Origin of the sequence: Hymenobacter lutimineralis (assembly GCF_008271285.1) — a bacterium.
In the GTDB taxonomy this organism is placed as follows: Bacteria; Bacteroidota; Bacteroidia; order Cytophagales; family Hymenobacteraceae; genus Hymenobacter; species Hymenobacter lutimineralis.
The window spans coordinates 82,509-96,164 of record NZ_VTHL01000020.1 but is presented as its reverse complement, the minus strand read 5'-3'; the positions used below and the strand labels follow the sequence as shown (position 1 = coordinate 96,164).

Annotated in this window: 6 protein-coding genes; 1 reads left to right on the top strand and 5 read right to left on the bottom strand. The window is 60.7% G+C overall.

Annotated elements, in window-relative coordinates; all coding sequences use genetic code 11:
- Positions 1-79 precede the first annotated feature (79 nt).
- The 5 genes from FY528_RS16845 to FY528_RS16825 form a co-directional block, all read right to left on the bottom strand.
- Positions 80-649 (bottom strand): hypothetical protein, encoded by a 570-nt coding sequence (locus FY528_RS16845; RefSeq protein WP_149072192.1) that lies wholly within the window; start codon positions 647-649, stop codon positions 80-82.
- Positions 650-812: 163 nt separating this feature from the next.
- Entirely contained in the window at positions 813-2,078 is a 1,266-nt protein-coding gene (gene icd / locus FY528_RS16840; RefSeq protein ID WP_149072191.1) for an NADP-dependent isocitrate dehydrogenase, read from the bottom strand.
- 397 nt (positions 2,079-2,475) lie between these two features.
- Complete coding sequence (locus FY528_RS16835; RefSeq protein WP_262384037.1) at positions 2,476-5,538, bottom strand: M16 family metallopeptidase; 3,063 nt, start codon at positions 5,536-5,538, stop codon at positions 2,476-2,478.
- A 608-nt stretch (positions 5,539-6,146) separates the two neighbouring features.
- Positions 6,147-8,264, bottom strand: coding sequence for a DNA polymerase III subunit gamma/tau (dnaX, locus tag FY528_RS16830; protein ID WP_149072190.1), 2,118 nt, complete (start codon positions 8,262-8,264; stop codon positions 6,147-6,149).
- A gap of 56 nt (positions 8,265-8,320) precedes the next feature.
- Complete coding sequence (locus FY528_RS16825) at positions 8,321-9,085, bottom strand: helix-turn-helix transcriptional regulator (protein WP_149072189.1); 765 nt, start codon at positions 9,083-9,085, stop codon at positions 8,321-8,323.
- Positions 9,086-9,350: 265 nt separating this feature from the next.
- Here FY528_RS16825 and FY528_RS16820 point away from each other — a divergent pair, with 265 nt between their 5' ends.
- A complete protein-coding gene (locus FY528_RS16820) occupies positions 9,351-13,409 on the top strand; it encodes a hybrid sensor histidine kinase/response regulator transcription factor (RefSeq protein ID WP_149072188.1) in 4,059 nt (1,352 codons plus the stop codon).
- The last annotated feature ends 247 nt before the right edge of the window (positions 13,410-13,656 follow it).

The window sequence follows — 13,656 nt, the reverse complement described above, 5'->3', positions numbered from 1 at the left end:
TACTTGGCTTTGCCCTTGCTATGCCCGTTCTTGCGCAGCGCCGTGCTGCCGCACTTACCGCAACAGATGGTGGTTTGAATCATGCCTCAACATAGCAAAAACCACCCTTTAGACCACTGCCGAAAAAGCAATCTGTGCATATATCCGAGCTGAATCCGCTTAGGTTGGTTAAATCCTTTTTACTCTCTTTGTAAGCTTTAGAGAAGCTTGCATTTGATATTGAGGAAAATTCTGGATATTTCCTTTTTATTTTATTTGCTAATTCAATAATGCTTAGTGTTGTTGATCTATAATCCTCTATATTATCAAAACCAAGACCTTGTACTAACTCGTTAAATTCGGATTGTTTTATATTTGGTTTGTTGAGTAAATAGCTAATTCGAAGGGAATTTTCTTTTCTTGCATTGTCGCCGTTTAACTTAGATAACTTCTTTCTTAGCTTTTCTGTAATCCTTTCGTTCAATTTAACATAGGCCTTGAAATCAGCATCATTTGATAACTTTGTTTCCTGCGATTTTAGGAGTGCAGTACTATTATTTGAGTCGTAGTCCTTAGTGGAAGATGAAGATAAAGAACCTAGCTCTGATTCTGAGCAAGAAAAAGTTAAACTCAAAACGGAGAGCAAAAAAATCTTGGATATTTTCATCATAAAATTTACTTTTGGGAGGTTTATGTGCGAAAATATAGACTTTACTCATAATTAAAAAGAAAAATTATAGGATTTATATGCCTTCGCCAATCAACTATAAACCCCGCGCCGGCCTTGAAGCCAACGCGGGGTTTCTTGTGGTTGATTGGCCTAAGCCAAGCTACTACATATTCTTTACAATCTCCTCGCCGAACTCGCTGCACTTCAGCAGGGTAGCACCTTCCATCAGGCGCTCGAAGTCGTAGGTAACGCGCTTGGAAGCAATGGTGGCTTCGATGCCTTTGTAGATCAGGTCGGCGGCTTCCTGCCAGCCCAGGTGCTCCAGCATCAGGGCACCGCTCAGGATAACCGAGCCGGGGTTCACCTTGTCCTGGTTGGCGTACTTAGGCGCCGTGCCGTGGGTAGCCTCGAAGATGGCGTGGCCCGTTACGTAGTTGATGTTGGCACCCGGGGCAATGCCGATACCACCTACGATGGCAGCCAGGGCGTCGGAGATATAGTCGCCGTTCAGGTTCAGGGTAGCAACTACGGAGTAGTCGGCGGGGCGGAGCAGGATCTGCTGCAGGAAGGCGTCGGCAATGCTGTCCTTGATGAGGATTTTGCCGCTGTCGAGGGCCAGCTTCTGCTGGGCGTCGGCTACTTCCTGGCCCTGCTTGGCCGCTACTTTATCGTACTGCGCCCAGGTATATACTTTGTCGCCAAACTCGCGCTCGGCCAGCTCGTAGCCCCAGGTTTTGAAGGCTCCCTCGGTGAACTTCATGATGTTGCCCTTGTGCACGATGGTCACCGACGGCTTCTTATTGTCGATGGCGTACTGGATGGCGGCGCGCACCAGGCGCTCCGTGCCTTCCTTGCTCACGGGCTTGATGCCAAACGAAGACGTTTCGGGGAAGCGAATTTTCTTCACGCCCATCTCGTCCTGCAGGAATTCCAGCATTTTCTGGGCCTGCGGGGTGCCGTTCATGTACTCGATGCCGGCGTAGATGTCTTCCGTGTTTTCGCGGAAAATCACCATGTCCGTCAGGTTGGGCTGCTTTACCGGGGAAGGCACGCCCTCAAACCAGCGCACGGGCCGCACGCAGGCGTAGAGGTCGAGCTCCTGGCGCAGCGCCACGTTGAGGGAGCGGATGCCGCCGCCTACGGGCGTAGTCAGCGGGCCTTTGATGCCGACCAGGTAATCACGGAAAGCGTCGAGGGTTTCGTTGGGCAACCAGTTATTCAGCTGTTTGAAGGCCTTCTCACCGGCCAGCACTTCTTTCCATACCAGCTTGCGCGCACCACCATACGCTTTTGCCACCGCCGCGTCGAACACTTTTACGGAAGCCGCCCAAATGTCCGGACCCGTGCCGTCGCCCTCGATAAAGGGAATCGTGGGTTGATCCGGAACGTTCAGCTTGCCGTTTTTGATGGTGATTTTTTGGTCTGCCATATACTACGTTGTCAGGAAAATGACGCGGGGGTTAGAGGGTTTTAGGAAGAGCGAAAGGGCGCTGACGGCCAAAACAGGCAAAAAGGACGTGTCGTCGCCGTAACAGGATGCAAAGCACCGACTAAAATCGGGGGGAAACAAGCGTTTCAAAAAAATGTCGTATATGCCAGCCGCGCCTTTTCCTCACCTGTGGACCAGCCTCAGGCCTTCTTTTAAGGCAGGGAAACCGGGCACTGATGTCGAAGCGGAGCTGCCTCGCGCACGCTACGCCCCAACCCAGGAAGCTCCGGCTTCGGCTCCTGATTGGGAATAAAAAAGCGGGAGCATCGAGCCTGTGCTCAATGCTCCCGCAGTCGTTGCAGAAGGGGAACTACCTCTCTGCCCTTGGAGTGAGAACCTAGTACCCGAAGATTTCCTTCAACGTCAGCTGCTGCACCTGGCCGTACTTGGCCAGCTCCTTGAAGTTGAGGCGGTCCTTGGAGCCAATCACCAGGATGGTTTGGTTCTGGCCTTTCACCTTGGCTTGCTGGAACTTGCGCAGGTCGTCGAAGCTCATGTTCTGAGTTTGCTCGTACACGTCGCGGCGCAGGTCGTAGTCGAGGCCGAGGCGCTTGGCCCGCTCGTAGCTGAAGAGGATGTCACTCTTGGTGATACGCTCGGTGGCAATGCTGTTGCGGATGGCATCTTTGGCAATCTGCAGGTTGGCTTCGGCCACGGGCATATCGTTGAGCAAGGCCTGCATGCCGGCCATGGCCTCGGGCAGCTTGTCGCTCTGGGTGCCGATGTAGGAGCTGATGTAGTTGGAGCGGCCCACTTTGCCGGCGTTGGAGTAGCCCGAGTAGGCAGAGTACGCCAGGGCCTTGCTTTCGCGCAGCTCCTGAAACACGATGCTGCCCATGCTGCCGCCGAAGTACTCGTTGTAGAGGCTCACGGTGGGCACCAGGGCTTTGTCGTACACGTCGCCCTTGGTCAGGAACACGATTTCGGCCTGCACCATGTTGTAATCCACCCAATACACCTTGCGGCTGTTCATGGGCAGCTCGGCAAAGTCCTTGGCCGCCGGCACGGGCGTGAGCTTGGCGGGCGTTTTATGGAGCTGGTTGAGTATCGAGTACAGTCCTAACTTGGTTCCACTACGTGTAATGGGCTGTTTCACTACGTTGGTATCCTTACCTGTCATCGGGTCTTTCACTTTTGCAGGTAGCTCGTCTCCTTCAATAACCCAGCGCGGCCCGTAATACAGCACGCGGTGTTCGTAGGTCGGAATCTTCTGGATGAGGGCCGTCAGCTCCTGGGGTTTCAGGGCTTTGAGCTGCTTCTCGCTGAGCTGGGTGGTGAAGGGGTTCTTGGGGCCGTACTTGGCGTAGTTCACCAGGGCCTGGTTCAGAATCACGCCTTTGTTGAGCTTGGCATCCTGGCGGGCTTTCAGCACCCCGGCCACCATGTTCTGCAGGGCTTCGGCGTCGGGCTTGGGCTTGGCCAGCAGGCTTTCAAACAGCTGCACGGCCGGCTCGAAGTTGCTGTCGAGGCCGGAGAGGCTCACGTAGATACGGTCGGCCCCGCTCTGCACCCCGAAGGAGCAGCCCAGCTTGTAGAACTCCTGCTGCAGCTGGGCGGCAGTGTACTTATCGGTACCGAGGTACTGGAGGTAGTCGGCGGCCAGGCCCAGGCGCGGGTCGTTGTTGGTGCCCATGTCGAGCACATAGTACAGGTCGAAGAGGTTGTTTTCGGTGTTGCGGGTGTAGAACACCGGCACGCCCGAAGCCAGCTTGGTTTCCTGAATGTCCTTCTTATAGTCCACGAACACGGGCTGGAGGGCCGGGGCCGGGAGGCTGGTTACCTGCTTGTAGAAGCCGGAGGCGGCGTCGCGGTTCACGGGCACGGGCGTGATGGTGGGCTTCACCACCTTCACCTTGTTGGGGTCCTGGCCGGTGCGCTTGTACACGGCCACGTAGTTCTGGCCGTAATACTGGTTGGCCACGCGCATCACGTCCGCCTTGGTAATCTTGGCGAAGTCGTCAATCTGCTTTACGTAGTCCTTCCAGTCCTGGCGGGCAATAAAGGCCGAGACGAAGGCACCAGCGCGGGCCTCGTTGCTTTCGTAGCTCTTGGTGCGCTGCAGCTTTTCGCTGTTGATGATGGCCGGAATCAGCCAGTCGGGGAAGTCACCCTTCTTCACCTTGGTCAGCTCCGCCAAGAGCAGGTCGCGCACCTGCTCCAGCTTTTGGCCCTGGCGCGGGGTGGCGTAGAGCACATGGGTGGAGTAGTCGTTGTTGAGGTCGGTGAAGGTGGCCGCCTGCAGCACTTTCTGCTGCTGGTTGAGGTCGAGGTCCACCAGCCCGGCCTGACCGTTGGTGAGGATCTTGTCAATCATGCGCAGCACCACCGCATCGGGGGTAGTGGTACCGGGAAAGCGGAAGCCCAGCATTACGTTTTCCGCGTCGGGGCCTTTCACTTCCTTTACAAGGGGGGCCGTGATGGGCGCTTCCTGGGCGGGCGTAAACGCCGGTACCGGCTTGCTTTGCAGCCCGCCAAAGTACTTGTCGATGACGCGGATGGTCTGGTCGTAGTCCAGGTCGCCGCTCAGCGTCAGGGCCACGTTGTTGGGCACGTAGTACTGGGTAAAGTACTTCTTGATTTCCGTGATGGACGGGTTCTGCAGGTGCTCAATGGTGCCAATGGTGGTCTGGGTGCCGTACTCGTGCTTCTGGTAGAGGGCGGCGTTCAGGGCCTGGTATTCCTTGCTGAAGTCACTGTCGAGGGTGCGGTTTTTCTCCTCGTACACGGCTTCCAACTCGGTGTGGAACAGGCGAGGCACCATTTCCCCAAACCGCTCGGCCTGGATGGCCGCCCACTTCTCCACCTGATTGCTCGGAATGTCTTCCTGGTACACCGTCTGCTCCACCGAGGTATAGGCGTTAGAGCCCTTGGCCCCGATGGCGCCCATCACCTTGTCGTACTCGTTGGCCACGGCGTATTTGGCCGCCACGCCCGACACCGAGTCAATCTGGTGGTAGAGGCGCTTGCGCTCGGCCACGTCGGTTTTGCTGCGGTACTGCTCGTAGAGGGCTTCAATCTTGGCCAATTCGACCTGTTCCGCGGCCCAGTTCTGGGTGCCCAGCTTGGAAGTGCCCTTGAACACCATGTGCTCCAGGTAGTGGGCCAGGCCGGTGGCCGTGTGCGGGTCGTTCTTGGAGCCGGCGCGCACCGCTACGTAGGTCTGAATGCGCGGAGCGTCCTTGTAATCGGAGAGGTACACCGTCAGGCCGTTGTCGAGGGTGTAGATGCGGGCCTTCAGCGGGTCACCCTCCACGGTCTGGTACTTATATTCCTTCTGGGCTGGCGCAGCAGCAGGGGCCGGAGTCGTTGCGGCAGCTGTAGCGGCCGGCTTGCTCGACTGGCACTGGGTTAGACTCAGCGCCGCCATAGCCGGCAGCACGAGCATCAGGGTTTTTTTCACGGAAAACAGATGAAGTAGGGCAGAAGAATGAACGTCAAAGATAAAGGCGCTGAGTTAATGTACTTCGTTGCGCTACGATGGGAAATGCGCCGGTGCGCTACCTGAATAGAAGTGTCGTAGCACGAGTTGGGGGGCGCGCTACAGCCTCCACATCGGAGCCTTACCACAACGCAGGTTTGGTGTCTCGCTCAAGCCGGGAAGCTTCTGCCTGGGCTTGGTGCGCTACCTGCTCGCAATGGCGGGTGAAGAATAGCCGCTGCCTACCGGCGCGAAATAGTATTTCTCCGTAGTAGCCCGCGGAGCGCTCCTAAAGGATGAGTTAAGAGTGCCTTCATAGTGAGTATATCCATTTCGTCCTCCCCGGCACTACAACCTACCCTGCATACCCACCGCCGAAATAGAACGAAAACAAGGGCAGGTTGAGGCGAAGCCCCCACATCAGCATATTGGTAGAAGAACGTGCTTGAGTTTCTTAAATCCTTCTTTAGAACGTCATGCTGAGCGAAGCCGAAGCATCTCTACTGCTTCGTTGCAGTGGTATGCAGACGAAGCGGTAGAGATGCTTCGACTTCGCTCAGCATGACTCGAAAGCACAAACCAACCAAGCTCTAAAAGTCGGTATCCAGACCCAGGCGCTGTTTCATGGCAACCAGGGCAGGAAACTTCTCGGCCAGGTACTCAAACTTATCGGCGGAGGTGTAGAGCTTGCGGCCGGTGCTTTGCTGCTCCACCACTTCCACCTGCACCGTGAGGCGCGGATAGCCCGTGCGGCGGCGCAGCTCCCCTAGGAAATCGGCCCGGAAGTCGTTGAATACATCTTCCTGCACGGGGTTGTCTACGCGCAGCACAATCACGTGCCGCTCATCGGCCTGCACCGGGCGGTTCAGCACCGTGTACTCGCTCATGCTGCCGGCCTTGCGCAACTCCTTCAGCTCGTTCCACACCTGCTGCAGGCGGGCATCGTCGATGGCGGGCAACGAGCCGGCTGCTGCACTCGGGGCATCTTCCTCGATGACGGCAGTTTTGGGCGCGGCGCTCTGGCGGGCGGCCTGCTCTTTCATGGCCGTGAGGCTAGGCAGCTTGGAAGCCACGCCCAGGCCCTTGGTGAGCGAAGGCAGCGGGCGTATGGGGGCCGCTACCACCGGAGCGTCGCCGGGCTCGTGGCCAGCCACGCTGGGGCGGCCCGTATCGACGTGCGGTACTGTGTCGCGCACCAGGCGGGTGGGAGGCACCTGCGTAGCTGCCTCATCTTCCACACTCGGGGTGTCGTGCAGCTCCTCCACGCCGCTTTCTACCGGCACAATGGGCTCGGGGTCGGCGGGAGCGTGGGCCAGGGGCGGGCTGCTAGCTGCCGCTCTAGTCGGGGATACGGCGGTACCGTTCGTACTCGGCTGGCCGTTGGCGGCGGCCACTACCGGGGCAGGGGCCGCTTCAGGATTTACACTACTTTTTTTTTTCGCCTCGCCGTTGTCCGACGATGCTTGCGGGGCGTTGGCCGGAGCTGCCTGCAAGTCACGGGCAAACTGCACGGCCCCGTTCAGGTACGCCAGCTTCATGAGCGTAAGCTCCACGTGCAGGCGCTGGTTTTTGGCTTGCTTGAACTCCCGGTCGCACAAGCTCACCAGGTTCAGGGCCGAGAGCAGGAACGCCAGCGGGGCGGCCTGGGCTTGCTGCACGTAGCGCGCCCGAATGTTGTCCGACACTTCCAGCAGCTGCACCGTCACGGGGTCTTTGCACACCAGCAGCCCACGCAGGTGCTCGGCGGCACCCACCACAAAGTTGTGCAGATCGAAGCCCTGCTGCATCACCTCATCCAACAAAAGCAGCGTGGCACTCAGGTTCTCCGTCAGCAGCGCGTCTACCAGCCGGAAGTAGTACTCGTAGTCTAGGATGTGCAGGTTCTGCACCACGTCCTGGTAGCGCAGGTTCTGGCCCGAGAACGTCACCATCTGGTCGAACATGCTCAGGGCGTCGCGCAGGCCGCCGTCGGCTTTCTGGGCCAGCAGGTGCAGGGCGTCGTCTTCGGCCTGAATATGCTCCTGGGTGGCCACATAGCGCAGGTGCTTGCGCATGTCGTCCACCTTAATGCGGTTGAAGTCGAAGATCTGGCACCGCGACAGAATGGTGGGGATGATCTTGTGCCGCTCCGTCGTTGCCAGGATGAAGATGGCGTAGCTTGGCGGCTCCTCCAGCGTCTTCAGAAAGGCGTTGAAGGCCGCATTCGAGAGCATGTGCACCTCGTCGATGATGTACACCTTGAAGCGGCCCTGCTGCGGGGCGTAGCGCACCTGCTCAACCAGACTGCGGATGTCTTCCACCGAGTTGTTAGAGGCGGCATCCAACTCGTGCACGTTGAAGGAGGCACTTTCCTGGAAAGCCCGGCACGAGGCGCACTTGCCGCAGGCCTCCAGCTCGAAGGGCGTGTTGTCGGGGTCGGCAGCCTGTTGCAGGGCCGTGGGCACGATGTCGGGCTGGGTCTGGATTAATTCCGATACCGGGCGGCCCTGGCGCACGTGCTGCTCTACAAACTCGCAGTTGATGGTTTTGGCCAGGATACGGGCACAGGTGGTTTTGCCCACGCCGCGGGGGCCGCAGAACAGAAACGCCTGGGCCAGGTGCTGGGAGGCAATGGCGTTCTGCAGGGTGGTAGTAACGTGCTGCTGCCCCACCACGCTGCGAAACGTGGCTGGGCGGTACTTACGGGCCGAAACAACGAAATTTTCCATACGAGCTAGTCACAAAGATACGCAACCGCCCGCCCGATTCCGCCCCATCCGGGCCGCTAGTACGCCCCGCGTCCCAATACTTGCCCCAGTGCCGCCGTGCGATTGGTCACGCCCAGCTTGCTGTAGATGTTCTGCAAATGGTTCTGCACCGTGCGGGTGCTAATGCCGCTCTGCTGACCTATTTCCTTGTCGGTCAGGCCCCGGCTGAGCAGGGTCAGCACGTGGGTTTCGCGGGCCGTAAGCTCCGTGAGCAAAGCCATTTCCGGGGCAGCGGGCGGCTGGGTCTGAAGGCGGGCTACGGTGCGGGCGTGGCGCACGGCTACCTGCACGTGGGGCTTGAGCAGGTGCAGCACCTGGCGGTCGGCCTCGGTGAAGTTGCGGCGCCGCCGGGCCAGCGCGCAGGTTACCCAGCCATAATCCGTCAGCTCCAGCCCCAGAATCATATGGTGCGTGAGAGCCAGGGGCCGGTAAAAGGCGTTGAACAGGGTGGTCCGAAAGTACTGCGGCATGCGGCAGAAGTCACTGGTGCGCAGGGGCTCGGAGCGGCGCTGCTCCATAATGGCCGGAAACAGCGGGTGCTCGACAATGTGGTTGCCAAGCAGGGGAAAGTCGTCGGCTCCAAACAAGCCTTCGGGGTAAGCACCCAGGTGGCCAATGCGGCCACTCAGGTCGTAGCCGTCGAAGCACACCGTTTCGGCCGAAATAGCCAGCATCACCGCCCTCGATAGCTGCCCAAACAACCTCCGCGGCCCGGCCTCGGCGTGGACCAGCTCAATAGCCTGGTTGAGGCGGAGAAAATCGGCGTGGCGCAGACGAATCATTCGGGAAGATAACGACAACGCCGGAATAGCCTACTTACGCCAGTAGGTAATCTTACTCATTTTCACTAGGACTATAGCCGGTAGCTTTGACCCAGCTTGCAATGGTGGTACAGTTCAGCTGAGGCTTTCACATCATCATGTGATTGAGAACGATAAGCGGATATGTCACCTTGTAACCTGTTTTTATAGTGCCATTTTATCTGATTTTTCTACCAGTAAAAACCCTTCGGGTACTTCGGTAGCAAACCAACCTCCACCGTCGCCGATGCTGCACTACTCCGCCCGTTTCGGCTTACGCTCTTTTTGCTGGCTACTAGCCGTTGCGCTGGTAGTCGGTATGGGTACCAGCCGCGCCCAAACCCTGGCTACCCGCGTGTATGGCCTGGCCGACGGGCTGCCGCAAAGCACCGTGTACTGCCTGGCCCAGGATGCGGGCGGGCGGCTATGGGCCGGCACGCAGGGAGGGGTGTGCTGGTTTGATGGCCGCAGCTTCCAGACCCTCGATGCCCGCCAGGGCCTCCCCGATAACCACGTGAGCAGTCTGCTCCCGGCTCCGGGCGGCATGTGGCTGGGCCACGCAGCCGGCATCATCACGGCCATCAGCCAGAATGGGCAGGTGGGCAAGCTGGGCCCGGCCCAGTGGCGCGCCAATGCCAGCATCCGCCAGCTTTTGCCAGCCCCAAACCAGCAGCTGTGGGTAGCTACCCTCGGCAACGGCTTATATCACCTGCCGCAAGCCGGCTCCGGCCCGGTTAGGCACTTAGCAGCCCCGCAAGGCCTGCCTTCCGACACAATCTTTCAAATAGCCGCCGGCGCTGCCCAGGAGCTGTGGGTAGCTACTGCCCAGGGCGTAGTCATTGTACACGCCAGCACCGGGCAGCCGCTGCAGGAAGCCACAGCGGCCCTGCCCGCCGCCATCCGCCAGGAACGCGTGTACTCGGTGCACCGCGCCTCCGATAATGCGTACTGGCTGGGGTTGAAAAATGGCTTAGGTCAGCTCACGCGTTCCTCGTCCTCTCAGCCCTGGCAGCTGCGGCTGATAGGGCAGGAGCAGGGCCTGTGCGCTTCCGCGCCCCAGCGGGTGCTGCCCGACCGCCTTGGGCGGGTGTGGGCCGTGTCGGCGGCGGGCGTTAGCTGCTACCAGCCAGCCACGGGCCGCGTCAGCTGCTTTCCCCAGCACAGCCTACTCAGCGACCAAACCGCCTGTGGCTTGCTCGAAGACCGCGAAGGCAGCATGTGGGTGGTGCTCGACGACGGCATCCTCCAGCATATTCCCGACGAGCAGTTTGCCTTGTTTGGGTCGGCCGAAGGGCTGGGGGGCCGCAACGAACCCGGCGGGGCCGACGTGCAGAATATTGTGAACGTAGCGCCGGGCGAGTACTGGGTAGGCACTCGGCTGGGCCTGTGGGAATTTCGACCCAACAACCCCGCTGGCCGGCAGTTTCGGCTGGCTTACCGGCGCCCGGGCGGCGACGCGGCCAACTTTGTGCGGGCCCTGTTCAAGGACGCGCAGGGCCGTATCTGGCTGGGCAGCCGGGGTAGCGGCGTGGCCGTGTACACGCCGGCTACCGGCCGCTGGCAGGAGTTGAGCAACGTTCCGGGCCTGGTGGGCCAGAATGTGCGCCAGTTTGCCCAGGATAAGCTAGGCCGCGTGTGGGCCGTGACGGCCGCCGCCGGGGCTACCGTGGTGCTCAACCCTGCCACCGGCGCCAGTCGAACTTACGGGGCCAGCTCGGGCCTGGGCACCAACGCGCTGTGGGCCGCTTTCCGGGACCACGAAGGCACGCTTTGGCTGGGCACCGACGACCGAGGCCTGGTGCGCGTAGATGTGCAGGCCGACGGCCCCGACCAGTTGCGCCGCGCCGACGGTCGCACCGACCACCTGAGCATCGGCTCTATTACCGAAGACCTGCGCGGCCACCTCTGGCTGGGCTCCATTAATGAAGGGCTGCTGGAATTTGATGGGCGCCGCCTGAAAGCCTACGGACCGGAAGCCGGGCTGAAATCCAATAATCCTTACTTCGTGCGCTGCGATGCTCGGGGGCGGGTGTGGGTGGGCACCAACCTGGGCCTGGATTTATTTGACCCAGCCACGCGCCGCACCGTGAGCTACGGCACTGCCGAGGGCTTTCTGGGTCAGGAAACCAACCAGAACGCCGTGCTGCTGGAGCCTAACGGCCTGCTGTGGGCCGGCACCGTGAATGGCCTCATGCGCTACGACCCGCGCCAGGCCCGCCCCAACCCCGTGCCGCCCAGCACGCACGTCACCCACCTGCGCGTGTTCGGCCGCGACACCGTGCTGGCTTCGGGGTTCACCTTGCCTCACCATCTCAACCAGCTGGCCTTTGAGTTTGTGGGCATCAGCCTTACTAGTCCTACCAAAGTCCGCTATCAGTACCGCCTCGCGGGTTTCGACGAGCGGTGGAGCAAGCCCGCCGAGGCTACTTCGGCCACGTACACCAACTTGCCGCCGGGTAGCTACACCTTTGAGGTAAAGGCCGCCAACAACGTGGGCCGCTGGAATGCGCAGCCTACCCGGCTGTCCTTCACCATTAGCCCGCCCTGGTGGCGCACCTGGTGGGCCTATGCGCTGTACGCGGCGGGCGTGGCCGGGGCCTTCTACGTGGTACGCCGCAACACCCAGCGCCGGGAGCGGGAGCGGGCCCAGCAGCAGTTGGAGTACCAGGCGCTGGTGCACCTGCAGGAAATGGACCGGGTGAAAACCGACTTCTTCACGCACATCAGCCACGAGCTGCGCACCCCGCTCACGCTGATCCTGGGCCCGGCCGAGGAGCTAGCCTATGACGAAGCCATGCCCGCCCCGGCCCGCCGCCACGGCCTGCGCATCGGCGACAATGCCCGCAAATTACTGCGCCTCATCAACCAGCTGCTGGACCTGAGCAAGCTGGAAGCGGGGGGCCTTACCCTGCAGCCCCAGGCCGGCGACGTAGCAGCCTCGGCCCGGGCCTGGCTAGCGGGGTTTCAGCACTTGGCCGCCGCCCGGCAGATTGGCTTGCACCTCGCCGCGCCCGCCCAGCCGGTGCCTTTGGTTTTTGACGTAACGCGCTTGGAGGAAGTGGTGAGCAACCTGCTCGCCAATGCTCTGCGCTTCACGCCCGCCAGGGGGCACGTCACGCTGGCCGTGCACGACGAGGCGCCCACGCCGCTGGCACCCCAGGGCACCGTGGTCCTGAGCGTGCAGGATACTGGCGTAGGCATTGCGCCAAGTCACCTCCCGCACCTGTTCGACCGGTTTTATCAGGTACTGAGCAGCGGTGCCGATTCGGGTGGTAGTGGGGTAGGGCTGGCGTTGGTGAAGGAACTGACCGAGCGACACGGAGGCACGGTGCAGGTGATGAGCACCCCAGGCGCTGGCACCACCTTCGTAGTGAGGCTACCGCGGGGCCTGCTCTCAGCCGTGCCCGCGCAGCCAGTCACGAACCCTACGAGTACTGCGCCGCCTCTACCAATGGAAACCACCCTGCCCGAGCCCGCTGAGGATGCCGAAGTGGTGCTGGTAGTAGACGACAGCGCCGAGGTGCGCGCTTTCGTGCAGGAAACCCTGGCCAGCGCGGGCTACCGCCTGCTGGAGGCCGCCGATGGACCAGAAGGAGTGCGGATGGCACGCGAAATGGTCCCCAGTCTGATTGTGTCGGACGTGATGATGCCGGGCTTTGATGGCATGGAGCTATGCCGCCAGCTGAAAGCTGACCTGGCCACCAGCCACGTGCCCATTGTGCTGCTCACGGCCCGCGCCGAAGCCGCCGACCGCCTCGCCGGCCTCGAAACCGGGGCCGATGCCTACCTGCCCAAACCCTTCGACCCGCGGGAGTTGCGTGCCCAGGTGCGCAACCTGCTGGCGCTACGCAGGGGCACCCAAACGCAACTAGGGCTGCTGGCGGCTGTGCCCGATGCCTCGCCGGAAAACCCGGCCGCCGCCGCGCTGCCCGATTCTTATGCGGCTTACGCGGCTGCCGTGTCGGCCCTGCCTTCCCTCGACCAGTGTTTCCTGAAACGAGTGGAGCAAGCCATTGAGCGCCACCTCGACAACGGGGAGTTCAGCGTGGAAATGCTCGGCGACGAGGTTGCCCTGAGCCGGGCGCAGCTCCACCGCAAGCTCAAGGCCCTCACCGGCCAAGCCCCCAGCGACTTTATCCGGGGGCTGCGGCTGCGGCGGGCCCACGTGCTGCTGGCCGCCCGCTCCGGCACGGTGTCGGAAGTTGCCTATCAGGTCGGTTTCAACTCCCCGGCCCACTTCAGCACCAGTTTCTCCCGCCATTTCGGCTACGCCCCCAGCGAGGTGCCCAGCCTAGTTTCGAGTTGATAGTTGCTAGTTGATGCCGCTAACGATTGGTTTCAGTCAATAGCCCGTCATGCTGAGCGGAGTCGAAGCATCTCTACCGCTGGCTGACTCAATTGTGGAGACGAAGCGGTGGAGATGCTTCGGCAAGCTCAGCATTGATGGGCTGGCCAACAACGAGAAATTACCTACTAGAAACTTCCCTTCGCGACGTGTGCGCAAGCCTTTGCGACCTGCGTGAATGCCGTGGCCGCGCCTCCCGGCGTCCTTT